18 protein-coding genes are annotated in these 16,447 nt (G+C 70.6%); 6 read left to right on the top strand and 12 right to left on the bottom strand.

Features of this window, described 5'->3' with window-relative positions:
- Positions 1 to 45: 45 nt before the first annotated feature.
- From ACFT9I_RS15250 to ACFT9I_RS15210, 9 genes are all read right to left on the bottom strand, one after another.
- A complete protein-coding gene (locus ACFT9I_RS15250; protein WP_382564363.1) occupies positions 46 to 1,155 on the bottom strand; it encodes a glycerophosphodiester phosphodiesterase family protein in 1,110 nt (369 codons plus the stop codon).
- Between the two features lie 718 nt (positions 1,156 to 1,873).
- Positions 1,874 to 3,280: an FGGY family carbohydrate kinase gene (locus tag ACFT9I_RS15245; RefSeq protein WP_382564360.1), complete on the bottom strand. Its 1,407-nt coding sequence runs from the start codon at positions 3,278 to 3,280 to the stop codon at positions 1,874 to 1,876.
- 39 nt (positions 3,281 to 3,319) lie between these two features.
- Positions 3,320 to 4,330 carry a 2-hydroxyacid dehydrogenase gene (locus ACFT9I_RS15240; RefSeq protein ID WP_382564358.1) on the bottom strand — a complete coding sequence of 337 codons (1,011 nt, stop codon included), beginning with the start codon at positions 4,328 to 4,330 and terminating at the stop codon, positions 3,320 to 3,322.
- Entirely contained in the window at positions 4,327 to 5,457 is a 1,131-nt protein-coding gene (locus tag ACFT9I_RS15235; protein WP_382564356.1) for an ABC transporter ATP-binding protein, read from the bottom strand. The genes ACFT9I_RS15240 and ACFT9I_RS15235 overlap by 4 nt, the downstream gene beginning before the upstream one ends.
- Positions 5,450 to 6,241 (bottom strand): DeoR/GlpR family DNA-binding transcription regulator, encoded by a 792-nt coding sequence (locus ACFT9I_RS15230; protein ID WP_382564354.1) that lies wholly within the window; start codon positions 6,239 to 6,241, stop codon positions 5,450 to 5,452. The genes ACFT9I_RS15235 and ACFT9I_RS15230 overlap by 8 nt, the downstream gene beginning before the upstream one ends.
- Positions 6,238 to 7,353 (bottom strand): ABC transporter ATP-binding protein, encoded by a 1,116-nt coding sequence (locus ACFT9I_RS15225; protein ID WP_382564352.1) that lies wholly within the window; start codon positions 7,351 to 7,353, stop codon positions 6,238 to 6,240. The genes ACFT9I_RS15230 and ACFT9I_RS15225 overlap by 4 nt, the downstream gene beginning before the upstream one ends.
- Positions 7,350 to 8,219, bottom strand: a complete 870-nt coding sequence (locus tag ACFT9I_RS15220) for a carbohydrate ABC transporter permease (RefSeq protein WP_382564350.1) — start codon at positions 8,217 to 8,219, stop codon at positions 7,350 to 7,352. Before ACFT9I_RS15220 ends, ACFT9I_RS15225 begins: the two co-directional genes overlap by 4 nt.
- Complete coding sequence (locus tag ACFT9I_RS15215; RefSeq protein ID WP_382564349.1) at positions 8,216 to 9,274, bottom strand: carbohydrate ABC transporter permease; 1,059 nt, start codon at positions 9,272 to 9,274, stop codon at positions 8,216 to 8,218. The genes ACFT9I_RS15220 and ACFT9I_RS15215 overlap by 4 nt, the downstream gene beginning before the upstream one ends.
- 6 nt (positions 9,275 to 9,280) lie before the next feature.
- Positions 9,281 to 10,711, bottom strand: a complete 1,431-nt coding sequence (locus ACFT9I_RS15210) for an ABC transporter substrate-binding protein (RefSeq protein WP_382564347.1) — start codon at positions 10,709 to 10,711, stop codon at positions 9,281 to 9,283.
- 144 nt (positions 10,712 to 10,855) lie between these two features.
- On the opposite strand from ACFT9I_RS15210, the gene ACFT9I_RS15205 reads away from it, so the two are divergent.
- The 3 genes from ACFT9I_RS15205 (at position 10,856) to ACFT9I_RS15195 (ending at position 13,719) form a co-directional block, all read left to right on the top strand.
- The gene (locus tag ACFT9I_RS15205) at positions 10,856 to 12,301 is read left to right on the top strand and encodes an FGGY-family carbohydrate kinase (RefSeq protein WP_382564345.1); all 1,446 of its coding nucleotides are present in this window, start codon (positions 10,856 to 10,858) and stop codon (positions 12,299 to 12,301) included.
- Positions 12,298 to 12,912: a histidine phosphatase family protein gene (locus ACFT9I_RS15200; RefSeq protein ID WP_382564343.1), complete on the top strand. Its 615-nt coding sequence runs from the start codon at positions 12,298 to 12,300 to the stop codon at positions 12,910 to 12,912. The genes ACFT9I_RS15205 and ACFT9I_RS15200 overlap by 4 nt, the downstream gene beginning before the upstream one ends.
- 252 nt (positions 12,913 to 13,164) lie before the next feature.
- Positions 13,165 to 13,719, top strand: coding sequence for a hypothetical protein (locus tag ACFT9I_RS15195; protein ID WP_382564341.1), 555 nt, complete (start codon positions 13,165 to 13,167; stop codon positions 13,717 to 13,719).
- 46 nt (positions 13,720 to 13,765) lie between these two features.
- Here ACFT9I_RS15195 and ACFT9I_RS15190 read toward each other — a convergent pair whose 3' ends face one another.
- Genes ACFT9I_RS15190 through ACFT9I_RS15180 form a run of 3 tightly spaced genes read right to left on the bottom strand, consistent with a single transcriptional unit; the run spans position 13,766 to position 15,007 of the window.
- Positions 13,766 to 14,344, bottom strand: coding sequence for an ATP-binding protein (locus tag ACFT9I_RS15190; protein WP_382564339.1), 579 nt, complete (start codon positions 14,342 to 14,344; stop codon positions 13,766 to 13,768).
- Positions 14,334 to 14,666, bottom strand: a complete 333-nt coding sequence (locus ACFT9I_RS15185; protein ID WP_382564336.1) for a hypothetical protein — start codon at positions 14,664 to 14,666, stop codon at positions 14,334 to 14,336. The genes ACFT9I_RS15190 and ACFT9I_RS15185 overlap by 11 nt, the downstream gene beginning before the upstream one ends.
- Complete coding sequence (locus ACFT9I_RS15180) at positions 14,663 to 15,007, bottom strand: hypothetical protein (RefSeq protein WP_382564335.1); 345 nt, start codon at positions 15,005 to 15,007, stop codon at positions 14,663 to 14,665. The genes ACFT9I_RS15185 and ACFT9I_RS15180 overlap by 4 nt, the downstream gene beginning before the upstream one ends.
- 218 nt (positions 15,008 to 15,225) lie before the next feature.
- Between ACFT9I_RS15180 and ACFT9I_RS15175 the strand changes: the two genes are divergently transcribed.
- The 3 genes from ACFT9I_RS15175 to ACFT9I_RS15165 all read left to right on the top strand — a co-directional run.
- On the top strand, positions 15,226 to 16,110 hold the full coding sequence (locus tag ACFT9I_RS15175) for a helix-turn-helix domain-containing protein (RefSeq protein ID WP_382564333.1): 885 nt from the start codon (positions 15,226 to 15,228) through the stop codon (positions 16,108 to 16,110).
- Positions 16,107 to 16,313 carry a DUF397 domain-containing protein gene (locus tag ACFT9I_RS15170; protein WP_382564331.1) on the top strand — a complete coding sequence of 69 codons (207 nt, stop codon included), beginning with the start codon at positions 16,107 to 16,109 and terminating at the stop codon, positions 16,311 to 16,313. The genes ACFT9I_RS15175 and ACFT9I_RS15170 overlap by 4 nt, the downstream gene beginning before the upstream one ends.
- Positions 16,310 to 16,447, top strand: a 138-nt coding sequence (locus ACFT9I_RS15165) for a DUF397 domain-containing protein (protein WP_382564523.1), incomplete at its 3' end; no start/stop codon positions are given. The genes ACFT9I_RS15170 and ACFT9I_RS15165, both read left to right, overlap by 4 nt.

The following is a 16,447-nucleotide window of genomic DNA, read 5'->3' as shown; positions in this document are numbered from 1 at the left end:
TGCACGCTAACAGCAAGAGGGCCCCGAGTTGATCAGGCGCCGGCCCTAGGTCCGGTCCGCCGCCGGGCCGGCGAGCGCGTCCCGCGCCATCGCCGCGATGTCCGGGTAGTCCGTCACCACGGCGTCGACCCCACGGCCGAAGTGCAGCGCGTACTCCGCGAAGGCGTCACCGAACTCGTTGGGATTCGTACCGCGCCGGAACTGCGCGGGCAGGTACTGGTTCTCCGCGCGGAAGGTGTACGCGCCCACCTTCAGACCCGCCCGGTGCGCGTCCGCCAGCAGGGTGAACGGCTCCACGACGGACGACTTGTCCGGGCCGATCCAGTCCGCGTACCGCGCGATCCTCCGCAGCCCCTCCGGCGTCATCATGTCCTTGTACGTCGTGGGGTCACCCGCCGCGACCAGGTCGTACGGCGCACCCGTCGTACCCAGCGCCTGCCAGAGCGGCAGCCGCAGCCGCTCCTCGGCGAACGCGGCGAGGCTGCTCGGCTCGAACGACTGGACCACGCACTCGTCGGCGTCCAGCCGGTAGCGCCGCACGATCCGCGCCAGCGCCGGCTCCAGGGGCAGCCCGATGGAGCGGAAGTAGGTGGGGTGCTTGGTCTCCGGGAAGACGGCGATCCGGCGGCGGTGGCGCCGGGACAGCTCGCGGGCCAGCTTCACGACCTCCTCGAAGGTCATGACCGGCTCGCGGCCGTCGAAGACGGTGTTGCGGTTACGGATCAACGGCAGCCGCTCGACGGCCCGCAGGGTCTTCAGCTCGGCCAGCGTGAAGTCCTCGGTGAACCAGCCGGTCACCGGCCGCCCGTCGACGGTCTTCGTCGTCCGCCGGTCGGCGAACTCCGGGTGCTTCGCGACGTCCGTCGTCCCCGCGATCTCGTTCTCGTGCCGCACGACCAGGACGTGGTCCTTGGTGGGGACGAGGTCGGGCTCGATCCAGTCGGCGCCGGTCTCCACGGCGTAGGTGTAGGCCGCCGCCGTGTGCTCGGGCCGCCAGCCGGCGGCGCCCCGGTGCCCGATGACGACGGGACGGCCGGAACCGCCGGGCCGCCCCGACGATCCCGCGGCGACCGCCGCCGTGGCGGGCAGCGCGGTGGCGGCGGTGGCGGCGCCGGCCGCGAGCAGTATCGAGCGGCGTCTGGGCTGTGCGGGCATACGGGTCTCCCTCGTGAGGCTCGTGAACGGTGGTCGGCGGCAGCACGATAGGCAGGTGGACAGGGCGAGTTGGCGCGATGCGCGGTGGATTCACCGGCTGTGCGACGGGTGGACATGCGGGGTTCACCGGAACCGCCGGACGTCCGCGGGCCGGGTGCCCGTGCCGGTCGTGCCGCCGGGGCCGTTCCGGCGTACGCACCTGTCCTGGTCCGCGTCCGCTGCCGGGTCGCCCCCGGTGGTCGCGGCTCGCCGGGGACCCGTGTCGGGGGGATCCGGGGGCCGTGACCGGTCGCACCGGGTGCGGTGCTGCGGAGGCGGTCGCGGCATTCGCCGGCGGGCGGATCCGCCTACGGATCGGGGGCCCACGGCCTGGGGCGGGCACGTCGTCCGGTGCCGGACAACAGCCCGCGTGTGGACGCGGACCGGCCCCTGGCGTGCCGTGCTCCGGTGGAACGCCCGCGTTCCGCGTGCCGTCCGGAGCCGCCGTCCGCCCGTCGGTGCGGTCATGCATGAGCCGTTCCGGCCTACGTCGCCGGGCACCCGTGCCCGGTGTGCGGTCCGCAGCCGTGGCCCCGCCCGGGGGTGCGTGCGGGGGGAGTGGAGCGGGGCGTACGACCCGGGGCACCCCGTTGCGCCGACGCCACCCGCGTACGGGCCCGGCCCGGCCCGGCCCCGGTATGCCGCGCTCGCCCCGCATGCAGCCGCACCCGCCCACCTCCTACGAACCGCCCCGCCCCCGCGCCGCCCCCAGCCGGGCCAGATGGTCCTCGTACCCCTTCGCGTAGTACGCCGCCCGCTCCGGATCCGGGTTCACCACCGCCGTCGGGGTCGTCCACGCCGCGACGTCCAGGGGGACCCCGTGGCGCGCGGCCGACGCGAGCACCGCGCCCCGGGCGCCCACCTCGCCCTCCACGATGCGCAGCGGGCGGCCCAGCACATCCGCGAACAGCCGCATCCACGCGGGGCTTCGCGTGCCGCCGCCGCACACCGCCAGGGTGCCCGTCAGGCCCGCCGCCTCCAGGCAGTGCCGGGCGGCGTAGGCGATGCCCTCGCAGGTGGCGCGGATCAGATCGGCCGTCGTCGACTCCAGGGAGACACCGGTCAGTTCGGCCCGTAGCGCCGGGTCGACGAACGGCGCGCGCTCGCCGGACGGCGCGAAGTAGGGGAGCACCCTGACCCCGCCCGCGCCCGGCTCCACCGTGTCGAGCAGCGCGTCCACCTCCGCGTGGTCCGTGCCGGTCGTCGTCAGCACCCAGTCGAGCGCGGCGGTCCCGACCATCGCGGGCATGGCGCGCAGCCAGTGCCCCGGCCGGTCCGTCGAGATGTGCAGCCCGCCCGGCTCGCCGTCCAGGTCGAGCGTGTCCGTCGCGACGAGCGAGGCCAGGCAGGTGCCGATGATGAGCAGCCCGTCGCCCGGCTCGGTGACCCCCGCGCCCAGCGCGCTGGCCGCCAGGTCGTACGGCCCGTTGGCGATCCGTACGCCCGAGGGCAGCTCACCGGTCGCGACCGGATCGCTGACCGGCGCCAGCAGCCCCGCCCGGTGCGAGAGCCCCAACTCCGCGAGCACATTGGGGGAGTACGCCCGCGTCCTCGGGTCCAGGAACGGCATCGACGCGTCCGAGACGTCCGTCGCCCGCACTCCGGTCAGCCGCTGGAAGACCATGTCCTTGCAGTACAGCGCCGTCGTCGCCGCGTCCAGCGCCGCAGGCTCATGACGGTCGAGCCAGGCCAGCACGGGACCCGGGCAGCCCGGGAACATCGCGCTGCCGCTGTGCCGGAACACCGACTCGAAGACGCCGGACGCCAGCCACGCGTCCACGAACTCGTGGGCCCTGCCGTCCATCCAGGAGATCGCGGGCCGCACCGGACGCCCCTCCGCGTCGACCAGCCAGACCCCGTCGCCCTGTCCGGTGAGCCCGGCCAGCTCGACCGGCTCGGGCAGGGCGGCGGTGAGCGTACCGAGGGCGTCGACGACCGCGCCGTACAACTCCTCCATGTCCTGCTCGACATGGCCGCCGTGGATGTCGAGGCGCACCGGGCGGGACTCGACGGCCAGGGCGTGACCGGCCGCGTCGAAGGCCGCGGCCTTCACCGTGGATGTGCCGACATCGATACCGACGTACATCACGCTCTCCTCAGACTCGTCAAGCGGTGGCGAACGGACTCACGTCAGGCAGTGCGCCAGCGGCTCGCCCTTGGCGTAGCGCGCCACCTCCGCCGACGCGATCCGCGCCGCCTTCCGCGCCACGGCCTTGCTCGCCCCGCCCAGATGCGGGGTCAGCACCAGATTCGGGGTGCCGCGCAGCCGCGAGCCGGCCGGCAGCGGCTCCTGCTCGTACGTGTCGAGCGCCGCCGTCGCGAGCTGTCCGCTGTCGAGCGCGTCGCACAGCGCGTCCGTGTCGAGCAGCCCGCCGCGCGCCACGTTCACCAGCGCCGATCCCCTTGGCATCAGGGCGAGTTCGGCCGCGCCGATCAGCCCCCGGGTCTCCGGGGTGAGCCGCGCGTGCAGCGTGACGACGCTCGACCGGGACAGCAGCGCCTGGAGCGAGGGGGACCGCATGCCGTGCACGTCGCCGCGTACGTACGGGTCGTACACCTCCACCTCGGCGCCGAACGCCGTCAGCACCCGGGCGACCCGGCTGCCGACCGCGCCGTAACCGATCAGCCCCACCGGGGTGTCCTCCAGCTCCGGACCGCAGCGCGAGTACGTGTAGTGGCCGGCGTCCCACTCCCCTTCCAGATAGAGGGAGTTGTGCGCCTCCGGGATGCGCCGCAGCGCCGCCAGCATCATCCCGATCGTGAACTCGGCGGTGGCCGCCGCGTTGCGCCCCGGCGCGAAGCACACCTTGACGCCGCGCGCGCGGGCCGCCTCGACGTTGACGTTGACCGGACCGCCCCGGCACACGGCGATCATCCGCAGCGCGGGCGACGCGGCCAGCACCCGCTCGGTGAAGGGACCCATCTGGGTCACACAGACCTCGACCCCGTCCAGCGCCTCGATCAGCGCGTCCTCGGAGTCGTTGGCCTCGTCGACCTCGGCGACCTTGCCGAAGGGTGTGAGCGGCCAGGGGAGGGTGAGTTCGGTGATCTCGGCCGGGGCGGCGACATCGTGCCGCAGGGCCTCGGTGATCAGGGAGTTGAGGACGAAGTGGTCACCCGCGGCGAGGATCTTCACGTCAGGGCATCTCCTGTCTCGGCGTCGAACACGTGCGTGTGCTGCGGGTCGGCGGTGACGCGCACGGTGTCGTCCCGGTCCAGGCGGATCTCCGGGCCGGTCTCCACGACGAGGGATTCCGCGACGCCGTCGAGCGTGAGCGTGGCGATTCCGGACTCCAGGAGCGGCTCATGGGCGCTGACCGTAGCCCGTACGGCGCCGTCCGGACCGTCGCCCCACGCGGTGTCCCCGGTCCCGGGCCCCGGCTCACCCTCCCGGGTCAGCCGCAGGTCCTCCGGACGGATGCCGAGCACCACCGCGCGGCCGACGGGTGGACCGGCGGGGCACGGGAACCGCACCGAAGCCCCGAGCCGTACCCACCCGCCGGCCTCCACGACGCCCGGCAGCAGATTGATCGCCGGCTCCCCCACGAAGTCGGCGACGAACACATTCGCCGGGGCGTCATAGATCTCGTACGGCGTGCCGAGCTGCTGGATCACACCGTCCTTCATCACCGCGATCCGGTCGGCGAGCGACAGCGCCTCCTCCTGGTCGTGCGTGACGAGGATCGTCGTATGGCCCAAGTCCCGCTGGATGCGCTTGAGTTCACGGCGGGTCGTGTCACGCTGCGCGGCGTCCAGATGGGACAGCGGCTCGTCCAGGAGCAGGACGTCGGGCTCCCGGATCAGCGCCCTCGCGAGCGCCACGCGCTGCTTCTGGCCGCTGGACAGACCGGCGGGCCGGGCGGCGAGGAGGTCGGTGAGACCGATCCGCTCCGCCATGTCGGCGACCCGCCGGGCCCGTTCCCTGCCCCCGTGCAGGCCGCGGGCGGCGAGCCCGAAGCCGAGATTCTCCGCGACGGTCAGCGGCGGGTAGAGCGCGTAGTTCTCGAAGGCCACCCCCATGTTGCGTTGCTGCGCCGGCAGACCGACGACGGAGTCGCCGCCGACCAGGATGTCGCCGCCGGTGACCTCCTCCAGACCGGCGATCATCCGCAGGGTGGTGGACTTGCCGCAGCCGGACGGGCCGAGCAGACCGAGCAGTTCGCCCGAGCGCAGCTCGATGTCGATGCCGCGCACCGCGTCGACGGCGGGACGGCCGCGCGCCACATAGGTCTTGCGCAGAGCGCGCAGGGAGAGGTCAGTCACCGCCCACCTCGCAGACTTGGTAGGGGACCTTGTGCTCGTCGAGGTCGCGCAGGGCATCGGCGGAGGCGCCGGCGTCGACGAGCACCAGGTCGAAGGCGGAGAGCGGGGCCAGCCGGTGCAGGGCGACCCGGCCCAGCTTGGAGTGGTCGAGCAGCAGGACGTTCCTGGCCGCCGAGCCGAGCATCGCCCGCTTCACGGAGACGATGTGCTGCTCCTGGTGGTAGGCGAAGCCGCCGGAGACGGCGGAGGTGGAGGTGAAACAGACGTCGACCTGGAGGGACTGCACGGCCTCGACGCAACTGACACCGAGGAAGGAGGAGTGCAGGGGGTCGTAGTCGCCGCCGAGCGCCATCAGATGGATGCCGCGCTCCCCGGACAGCAGGTTGATCGCCTCCAGGAAATTGGTGACGACGGTGAGCGGGGTGATGGAGCCGAGCCGGCGCGCTATCTCCAGGGTGGACGTCGAGTCGTCCAGCATCACCGCCATGCCGGGCTCGATGAGGGTCAGCGCGTGCCGCGCGACCGCCGCCTTCTCCTCGTGCATGGCCTTGAGCCGGAAGGCGACGTTCGACTCGAACACGCCGGACGGCTGGGCGGTCACGCCGCCCCTGAACTTCCTTACGATTCCCTGCCGTTCGAGTTCGTCCAGGTCCCGGTGGATGGTCATCAGGCTGACGTCGAAGCGTTCGGCCAGCTCGGCGGCGGTGCCCTCGCCCTGGGCGAGGACGTACTCGGCTATCGCCGCCTGGCGCGGGGCGGGGCCGCGTTGCTGCTGGGTGCTCATGCGCTGATCCTTCGTCCTGGACGCTCCGGCCGGTCGGCCTCGAACAGGAGCAGGTTCTCAGGCCGGACGGAGAGCCGCACAGGGTCGTCCACGCGCAGACCGGCCGCGGCGGCGCGCGGGGCGACGAGCGACAGCTGCCGGGAGCCGAGCCGGACGGTGACCTCGGTGGCGCGGCCGAGGACCTCGGTGATGTAGACGGTGCCGGTCAGCTCAAGCGCGCCGTTCTCCTCGCCCAGGGCGATGTCTCGGGGCCGTACGCCCAGCTGTACGGCGGTGCCCGGCGCCGCCGGCACGTCCACCGCCAGCTCGAAGCCGCCCTCCGCCGACCCGAAGTGCCCATCCGCCGTGACCGTCCCCGGCAGCAGATTGATCAATGGACGCCCGAAGGCGCCGGCGACGAACGTGTCGTACGGCCGGTGCCAGATGTCCTCCCGGGTCCCGGTCTGGACGATCCGCCCGTCCCTGATCACCCCGATCCGGTCACCGAGCGCCAGCGCCTCCACCGAGTCGTGCGTGACATACAGCGTGGTGGTGTGCCGGACGTCGCCGATGGCCTTCAGCTCGGCGCGCATCGCCTGGCGGAGTTTGGCGTCGAGGTGGGAGAGCGGTTCGTCGAGGAGGAACGCGCGGGCGGGCCGTACGAGCACCCGGCCGAGCGCCACCCGCTGCCGCTGCCCGTTCGACAGCGCGCCGACCGGCCGCTCCAACAGCTGCTCGATACCGAGGAGTTCGGCGATCTCATGGATCCGGACCCGGGCCTCGGCGGCCGGCAGCCGGTACTTGGGGGAGCGCAGCGGCGAGGCGAGGTTGTCGTAGGCGGAGCGGTGCGGATAGAGCGCGTACGACTCGAAGCACATGGCCACGCCCCGGTCGTACGGCTCGACGCCGGTCATGTCCCGGCCGCCCAGCTCGACGGCGCCGGAGTCGGGCTCCTCCAGACCGGCGACGGTCTTGAGCGTGGTCGTCTTGCCCGCGCCGGAAGGCCCGAGCAGACAGAAGAACTCGCCCTCGGCGACGTCCAGTTCGATGCCGTCGAGGGCGGTGGTGCGCCCGTACGACTTGTGTACACCGCGCAGCGCGATCGAGGCGGTGCCGGACGCGGCCGGGGTCATGACTTCACCGCCCCGAACGACAGCCCCCGCACCAGATACCGCTGGATCGTCAGCGCGAGGAGCAGCGGCGGGATCACCGACACCAGCGCGGCTGCGGCCGTCAGGTTGTACTTGGGCCGGTCGCCGCCGAGGAACGACAGCGCGCCCACGGTCACGGTCTGCGCCTCCGACGAGGTGAGGATCAGCGGGAAGACGAAGTTGTTCCACGCGAAGATGAAGGCCAGCAGCGACACGGCGGCGATGCCCGGCTTCACCAGCGGCAGCGCGACACGGAAGAACGCCTGTTTGCGGGTGTAGCCGTCGAGCAGCGCCGCCTGCTCCAACTCCGGTGACAGATCGGCGAAGTACGACCGCATGATCCACACGATCAGCGGCAGCGTGACCAGTTGCAGCACCCAGATCATGCCGACGTACGTGTCGAAGAGACCGAGCTGCTGGTAGAGCACGAACAGCGGGATGATCACGGTCAGTTCGGGCGCGAAGCGGAACGACAGCAGCGTGAACATCAGATTCTCCGAGCCGCGGAACCGCCAGCGCGCGGCGGCGTACGCGGCGGGCAGCCCGATCACCAGGGAGAGCCCGACCGCCCCCAGCGACACCACCAGGCTGTTGAGGAAGAACCGTACGAACGGCACGCCCTCGTCCTGGCCCGCGCCGAGCACCGTGCGGTAGGAGTCCAGGGTCGGGGTGAAGGAGAAGTAGGTGCTGAACAGTTCGTTCGCGGGCTTCAGGGAGAGGATGACCATCCAGGCGACGGGGAAGAGGGAGAAGAGGAAGTAGAGGATCAGGGCGCCGTCGGCGGCGATCCCCAACACCCGCCGTTTCCCCGCCCCGTTCGGTTTTCTGCGTGTCTGACGGCTGCTCACTTCGGCACCTCCGCGGCCCGGTTCTGAATCCGGCCCAGATAGCGCACCAGCACCATCGCCGCCAGATAGACCACCGCCCACAGCACGATCATGTAGCTCAGCCCGAACGAGTAGCGCTGGAAGCGGATCGCTTCCAGATACGCGCGGATCTGGAGCACCACGGTGGAGTCGCCGGGGCCGCCCTCCGTCAGGGCGTAGATGATGTCGAAGACCTTCAGCGAGTCCATGAACCGGAAGATCACGGCGACCAGGACGTACGGCCACAGCATCGGCATCGTCAGCTTGCGGAAGGTGAACCACCAGCCCGCGCCGTCGACCGCCGCCGCCTCGAACGGGGAGGTGGGCAGCGAGCGCAGCCCGGCGAGCGCCAGGATCGCGACGAACGGGGTGTAGACCCACACGTCCACGGCGATCGACGACAGCAGCGCGCCCGTCGGGGTGTCCGTCCACTGCACGCCGCCCAGGCCGAACGGCCGCAGCAGATAGTTCACGACACCGACCGACGGCTGGAGCATCAGCTTCCAGATGATCGCGGCGATCACCGGCGCGATCATCAGCGGCAGGATGAGGACCTTCTCCAGCACCCGCCCCACCAGCGTCGAGCGGTGCAGCAGCAAGGCCACGGCGACGCCGAGCACCGTCTCGACGGCGGCGGCGCCGACCGCGTACAGCACCGTCACCCACGCCGAGTCCCAGAAGGAGGAGTCGGTGAAGATCCGCCGGTAGTTCTCCAGGCCGACGAAGTCCGGCTGCGGCTTGCTCGCCGCGAAGTCGAACACCGTGTAGTACAGGCCGAGTCCGAAGGGGTAGAGGATCCCGCCGGTCAGGAGGAGGGCGGGCACGATGAGCAGATACGGCCGCAGGGTGCGCCGCCACCGGGGCACGCTCCGTCCCGCGCCGCCCGCCGCGCCCTGTTCCACGCCCTGTTCCGCGCCAAGCTCGGGCGGGGGAGCGCCCGAGCCCGGTCCCGCGGCCGACGCCTTTTCAGGGGCGCCGGCCACGGCCGCGTCGTCGGATGAGGCCGCCCCGTGATCGGCCTCCGTCGACGAGGACATGGGGTGTCACCCGACCTTCGAGGCCAGATCGTCCGCCAGGCCGTTCAGCACCGGCCCCGCGCTCTTGCCCCCGTAGATCTCCTGGAGTGCCGACGCCCAGCTCGTGGTCGCGTCGAAGAACTGCTCCTGCGGGGTGAACTGGATCCGTGTCTGGTCCTGGACGGCCTCGAACGTCTCGATGAAGCCCGGGAGTTCACTCATCTTGTCCCGGTACTCCGGGTCGTCGCTCACCGACTTCCGCACCGGATCGATGTGGTTGTACTCGATCGCGCCCTTGCGCAGATGCTCCTTGCCGGTGGCCCACTGGAGGAACAGCCAGGCGGCGCTCTTCTTCTTGCTCTTGGCGTTCATCCCGAGCGACCAGATCCACATGTTGGTCGCCAGCGATCCGTCCGGCCCCTTCGGCCCCGGGTGGAAGGCGATGTTCCCGGCGGCGGGCGAGGCGCCCTTCACCGCCTGGAAGTACGCGGCGGTGTCCGCGTCGAAGAGCATGCCCGCCTTCTTCGCGCCCAGGTCGCTGGAGCACTGGTACCAGGTGTACGAGGTCCACGAGGGCGGCCCGCCCTTCTTGACCATGTCCGCCCAGTCACGGGTGAAGGCGATGGCCTCGGGCGAGTTCATGGCGGGCTTCAGGCTCTCCCCGTCGACCGTGAAGTCCTTCAGCTTGTAGCGGGAGAACATCGTCATGAAGCCGGGATGGATCGTCGCCCAGCTCCGCGAGCCGCGCACCGCGACCCCGTACATCCCGTCGAAACCGGCGCCCGGCGCCTTGCGCTTGATGGTGCCCGCGAGTTCACGCAGCTCGTCGAAGGACTCCGCCGGCTTCAGCCCCAGCTTGTCGAAGACCTCCGTGTTGTACGCGACGACGTTGGCCTCCCAGCCCCACGGCAGCGCGTACTGCCCGCCCTGGCCAAGTGGCGTCCCGGCCTTCAGAGACCACTGGGTGCCTTCGAGCAGGCTCGGCAGGAAGTCGTCCTGGTCCCATTCGGCGCCGGTGGCCGACTCGTTGCGCATCCACGGACCGAGGTCCTCCAGCCAGCCCGGCGGGCCGTACTGCCACACCATGTAGGCGCCGAGCATGAAGATGTCGTACGACGCGCGGCCGCTGGAGAGGTCCACGGTCAGCTTGTCGAAGTAGTTGTCCTCGGGGAACACGTCGTACTCGACCTTGATGCCGGTCTTCGCGGTGAACGCCTTGAGATCGGCGATCAGCGCGTCCGTGTACGGGTGCTTGTTGAGCAGCGCCTTGACGGTCGTGCCCTTGTGCCGCTGCCAGTCGAAGGACCCGGTGACGTCGTCGGCCGCCGAACCGTCGCTCTTGCTGTCGTCACCGCCGAAACCGGCCCCGCAGGCGCTCAGCAGCGGGACGGACGACGCCGCCGCCGTGAGCGCGAGAAATCGCCGCCGGTCGTGCCCGAGGTGCCCGTGCATGTCCATCCGTGACCTCCACGGTCCGACCTGATAACGCGTTCCTTCGAGTGGTTAACAGAGCTTGGAACACCGGTAGTTGCGCGTCAATCCCTCGCGCATCGCAAACTCTCGGTGCAGAGTGAGAACTTCACAGAGGGAGCCGATATGTGGATGGGTATCGATCTCGGTACACAGAGCGTCCGTGCGGTGCTCGTCGGGGACGACGGGGCCATGCTCGGCAGCGGCGCGGCCCCGCTCGGCGGCAGCCGTGACGGGGTACGGCACGAGCAGTCGCCGGACGACTGGTGGGAGGCGGCGCGCACGGCGATCGGCGAAGCCCTGCGGGACCGTCCGGCCGGTCCGGTCGGCGCGCTCGCGGTGTGCGGCACCTCCGGCACGGTCCTGCTCACGGACGGCGCGGGCCGTCCGCTCACCCCCGGTCTGATGTACGACGACGGGCGCGCGACCGCCGAGACGGCGCTGGCGCGTGAGCGGGGGCTGGGCGTCCAGCCGACGTGGGCGCTGCCGAAGGCGATGTGGCTGCTGAAGGAGTTCGCCTCGACTTCGGACCTGCGCCTCACCCACCAGCCGGATCTCATCGTCTCCCGCCTGGTCGGCCGCCGTACCGCGACGGACTCCAGCCACGCGCTGAAGACGGGTTACGACCTGACGTCCGAGGCTTGGCCCCACGAGAAGCTGAGCGCTTTGGGTCTGGACCGGGACCTGCTCCCGGAGGTGGTACGCCCGGGTACGCGGCTCGGTGAGGTCGGCGCCGAGGGCGAGGCGGCCACCGGCATCCCCGCCGGCACCCCCGTGATCGCGGGGATGACCGACGGCTGCGCGGCCCAGATCGCCTCGGGCTCACTGGGCGTCGGCTCCTGGAACTCGGTGCTCGGCACCACGCTCGTCCTGAAGGGCGTCACCGCCTCCCCGGTCCACGACGACACCGGGGTGGTCTACAACCACCTTGCCCCGGAAGGCAGTTGGCTCCCCGGCGGCGCCTCCGGCGTCGGCGCGGGCGCGCTGTCCCGCGCCTTCCCTCACGCGGACCCGGCGCACCTCGACACTCTCGCGCCCGCGCACGAACCGTCGACCGCGCTTGCCTACCCCCTGGTCTCGCGGGGCGAAAGGTTCCCCTTCCTCGCCCCCGACGCCACACCCTTCCTGCTCGGCGAACCCCGCTCCGACGCCGACCACTGGGCGGCGCTCCTCCAGGGCGTCGGCCACACCGAACGGCTCTGCCTGGACTACCTGGACCACCTCGGCGCCCCGCAGCACGGCCCGCTGACCTTCACCGGCGGCGGCTCGCGGAGCGCGTACTGGAACCAACTCCGTACGGACATCCTCGGCCGCAGCGTCCACATCCCCCGCCACAGCGAACCGGCGCTCGGCATGGCGGTCCTCGCCGCGTACGGCGCCGGCGCCGCCCCCACCCTCGCGGACGCGGCCAAGCGCATGGTCGGCCTCAGCCACGTCCTGCGCCCCGACCCGGCGCGTACCGCGCGCTTCCTTCAGCCGTACCTGAGGATGGTGGACGAACTGGAACGTCGCGGCTGGCTCCCGGCACCCGTCGCCACCCACGCCCGCACCCGCGCCGACGCTTTGGAGACTCCGTGAGTACGACCCTGCTGCTGGCCCGCCACGGCCAGACGCTCTGGCACGCCGAGAACCGCTACGCGGGCGTGAGCGACGTCGGCCTCACCGACGAGGGCCGGGCCCAGGCGGCGCGGCTGGGGGAGTGGGCCGGGCGGCAGGGCTCGGCGATCGACGCGGTGTGGACATCGACGGTGCCCCGCGCGATCGTCACGGCCGAGCCGGCCTGCCGGGCACTCGGCCTCGTACCGCGACGCGAACACGACCTGCGCGAATGCGACTTCGGGGTGGTGGAGGGCCGCACGCTGGCGGAGTTCGAGTCGACGGACCCGACGGCGGCGGCGGCCTTCCGCGCCGACCCGGTGCTGAACCCTTTCCCGTCGGCGGAGGACCCCCGCGCCGCCGCCGGCCGAGGAACGTCCGCCCTGTGTCGTATCGCCTCGGCGCACGAGGGCGGCCGGGTCCTGGTCGTCGCCCACAACACCCTGCTGCGACTGGTGCTCTGCGACCTGCTGTCGATCCCGCTGAGCGACTACCGCCGGGTGTTCCCGGGTCTGCGGAACGCGGCGGTGACGGAGCTGCGGATGGCGGGTGGCCAGGCCGCCATTCTGTCGCTTAACGTACCCTGCTCGTAGCTCTGGGTATTATCTGCGCATGATTTCAAAAGGGCGACACCAAGCCGGGGACATCGCGGCTGCCCTCGAACGCGCGAAGAGGGCTGGTTGCAAAATCACGCCCGACAAGAATGGTCATCGGTGGGGATGGGTGGTGTGCTGCACCTGCGGAGATACTCACACCGTGCCCGGCACGCCCAAGAACCCCGGCAATGAGGCGAAGCGAATCGACCGGTTCGTCCGTGACCATCAGCACTGAGAGGAGTGCTTTCTGTGTCCGAGTGGAGTTTCATCCTTCGTCTCAACCAGCCTCTGACCGCTGAGCAGGCCAACGCCTTCGACCACTGCGACGCCTTCGCAGACGGATCTGTGTCGTACGTCCTCGGCCCTGAGGACCCGAGTCAGTTCGCGGTTCACACGGACCCCGCCGAACTGAGCGAGCTGTCCTGCGACATCGAGGCGCCCTCGCTCCTCGACGCGGTCGCCCAAGTGGCCCATGACATCCGGCTCATCCCGGGCCTGCGTGCCGTCGGCGTCCGCCACGACGACACGGTGACCCTGGGGGAGGCGGCGCAGCGCTGCGACCGTAGCGAGGAGTCACTCGCGGCACTGCCAGGATTCCCGGAGCCGCTGCCCGGTCCGCCGGGGGCGACGGTCTTCTACTCCTGGCGCGAGATCGCGCAGCACCTGCGCGGCCTCGGCGACACGATCCCCGAGACACCTCGCGAACTCGCCGTGGCGGACCAGGCGCTGCGCCTCGCCCACGAACTCGAAAGCCTCGAAGTGCCGCCCGGCGCCCTGCGCGCATTGGGCCTGCCGACTGCCTGAGCGGCCGTTCTCGTACCGATCACGGAACGGGCGGTGGCCGCTCCCGTCAGTCCAGTGCGCGCAGCCCGTCCAGCACGCGCTGCATGAGGGCGGTCTCGACCTGCTCCTTGGCCTTGCCGACGGGCACGCGGATGTGCGGCGGGACGCGAAGTGGCAGTACGCGCCTGGCGAGTGCGGGCTCGGCGGACAGGGCCAACTCGGCCCACACGATCTTGCCACCGGCGGGTGGCCGGTAGGTGCCCCATCGGGTGGCGAGTGTCTGGACGATGAGCAGTCCGCGCCCGCCTTCGTCGTCGAGGGTGGGTGCCCCGGCGGCGATGACTTCGCGGCCGCTGTCCCACACCTCGACGTACAGACTGAGCCCGTCGACGCGGAGCTGTACGCCGAGGATGTGTTGCGCGGTGACATCTGTCCACGTGGGCGTGGGAGTTCGTGGCCCGGTGGCTTTGACGGCGTTGGTGACCAGTTCGGAGACGACGAGCAGCGCGTCGTCCATGACGTGGGCGGCTCCCCACCAGCGCAGGGTGCACGCGGCGAACGCGCGGGCGCAGCTCACGGCGGTGGGCAGGGCGACGAGGGTCAGTCGGTCCCAGGCGCGGAGGAGCGGCACGGCGCTACGAGGCATCGAGGGTGTGCACGGTCGCGTGGAGACTGAACTCCAGGCGAGAGAGCAGCACGCGTTGCAGGGCGCCGCTCTGTCCGAGGTGGTCGAGCGACGGCACGAGCACGTCCCGCACACCGGTGCGCCGCAGGGTGTCGACCAGGGCGGTGAACGCGTCGAGCTTGCCGTACGCGAACTCGCGCTGGACGGCGACGAGTCGCAGGCCGTGTTCGTGCGCGAAGCGCTTCATGTCCTGCTCCAGCGCGGGTGCCTCGCGGTGGCCCGCGTCGGAGAAGGCGCGCAGGTATCCGTAGGCCGGCGCGGGCCGGTCGGTCGTCTCGTTCACGATGCTTCTCCGGTTCGGATGACGGCGGAGGCGAACCACACCTGCCCGCGGATGGCGTCCTGCAAGGTCTGCTGAGCGGCGGCGCTGAGGGAGTGCTGGGTGTTGAGGTGCTGCCAGGACGGCACGACCACGTTGCGGGTGCGGGTCCATCGGCAGGCGGTGACGAGTGCTTCCCAGGCGGAGACGCGGGTCCAGGTGTGCTCGGTGAAGACGTGCGGCGGCGCGAAGCCCTGGTGGTGGGCGAACGCGGCGATGTCCGCGCGTAACCGGTCGATGTCCTGGTTGCTCAGTCCGGGCAACGCCCGTACGTATCCGTAGATCAGCGGATTCAGCGGATTCACAGCGCACGCTCCCTCGCCGGGCCTGCGATCACGGAGGGTGGTCGCGGCGATCCCTTGGGTTAGCGAGTGAAGCACTGTAAAGGCCGGTTATGCAAGACTACATTTCTTGAGATTCGAACAGTATTCATCGAATGAATGTCTGACATTGCGGATCGAGGACTACGGGGCTTACGTTTCGGATGTAAGGGTGTTCCGTATTGAAGGAAGGTGGTGTGCGCGTGACCGTACAAACCACGGGCTCGACGGTGCCGCGTCGGCAACTCGGGCGACACCTGCGCGAGTTGCGCAACCAGGCGCGGTTCACGGTGAGGGCGGCGGCCAAGGAACTGGAGTGGTCGGAGCCGAAGATCTGGCGCATCGAGACAGGCCAGACGTCACTTCGCAGCCTCGACGTCGAAGCGATGTGCAAGGTGTACGGCGCGCCGCCGGAGCTGACCGAAGCGCTGATGGGTCTCGCCAAGGAGACGAAGGGGCGCGGTTGGTGGCACGCCTACGGCGATGTCATCCCGGAGAACTTCGATCTCTACATCGGGTTGGAAGAGGCGGCGACGCGCCTAAGCCAGTACAGCGCCGAGTTGGTGCCCGGTCTGCTCCAAACCGATGAATACGCCCGCACGTTGATCCGCGCGGACAACCCTGGCGATGACGACGAAGAGATCGAGCGGCGGGTCCACGTTCGAATTGAGCGGCAAACACTGCTGACCAGAGTCACAAGTCCGCCTACCTTGGAAGTAGTGCTCAACGAGGCGGTATTGCGGCGCCCGGTCGGTGGACAAGAAGTCATGGCTCGCCAGCTCGACCGGCTGACAGAGACCATGGATCTGCCCAACGTGTCGTTGCGGGTGGTGCCGTTCGTGGCGGGCCTGCATCACGGCGTCATGTCCGGAGCGTTCACCATGCTGCGCTTCCCGCTCAACGGCGACGGGCAGCCGACAGAGCCGCCCACGGTTTACGTGGGTGGTTTCACCGGAGACCTCTACCTCGACAAGGCCAACGAGATCGAACGCTACGACGGAGCGTTTCAAGCGATCTGGGGTGATTCCCTGGATCACGAGGAGACCAAGCGTCTCCTCCAGCAAGCGACAAGGGAGCTAAGGCAGTGAAGAGTTCTGACCTCACGGATGTGGTGTGGCGCAAGTCCAGCCGCTCGGCGGACAACGGCCAGTGCGTCGAGGTCGCGTTTCTCGGCGACGGCCGGGTGGCCATGCGCGACAGCAAGGACAGGGGCAACGGCCCCGCGCTGGTCTTCACCGCCGGCGAGTGGGCGGCATTTGAAGGCGGCGTGCAGGACGGCGAGTTCAAGTGAACAGTGCCGACCTGACGGATGCGGTGTGGCGTAAGTCCGGCCGCTCGGCGGACAACGGCCAGTGCGTCGAGGTCGCGTTTCTCGGCGACGGCCGGGTGGCCATGCGCGACAGCAAGGACAGGGGCAACGGCCCC

This window comes from Streptomyces sp. NPDC057137 (assembly GCF_042670825.1).
Classification (GTDB): Bacteria; Actinomycetota; Actinomycetes; order Streptomycetales; family Streptomycetaceae; genus Streptomyces.
The sequence above is the reverse complement of the archived record's forward strand: the minus strand, read 5'-3'. Positions and strand labels throughout refer to the sequence as shown.

Excerpts from the sequence above, each read along its gene's own strand:
- ACFT9I_RS15250 (WP_382564363.1), bottom strand. The coding sequence starts at position 1,155 with ATGCCCGCACAGCCCAGACGCCGCTCGATACTGCTCGCGGCCGGCGCC.
- ACFT9I_RS15245 (WP_382564360.1), bottom strand. The coding sequence starts at position 3,280 with ATGTACGTCGGTATCGATGTCGGCACATCCACGGTGAAGGCCGCGGCC.
- ACFT9I_RS15230 (WP_382564354.1), bottom strand. The coding sequence starts at position 6,241 with ATGAGCACCCAGCAGCAACGCGGCCCCGCCCCGCGCCAGGCGGCGATA.
- ACFT9I_RS15225 (WP_382564352.1), bottom strand. The coding sequence starts at position 7,353 with ATGACCCCGGCCGCGTCCGGCACCGCCTCGATCGCGCTGCGCGGTGTA.
- ACFT9I_RS15215 (WP_382564349.1), bottom strand. The coding sequence starts at position 9,274 with ATGTCCTCGTCGACGGAGGCCGATCACGGGGCGGCCTCATCCGACGAC.
- ACFT9I_RS15210 (WP_382564347.1), bottom strand. The coding sequence starts at position 10,711 with ATGGACATGCACGGGCACCTCGGGCACGACCGGCGGCGATTTCTCGCG.
- ACFT9I_RS15205 (WP_382564345.1), top strand. The coding sequence starts at position 10,856 with ATGGGTATCGATCTCGGTACACAGAGCGTCCGTGCGGTGCTCGTCGGG.
- ACFT9I_RS15190 (WP_382564339.1), bottom strand. The coding sequence starts at position 14,344 with ATGCCTCGTAGCGCCGTGCCGCTCCTCCGCGCCTGGGACCGACTGACC.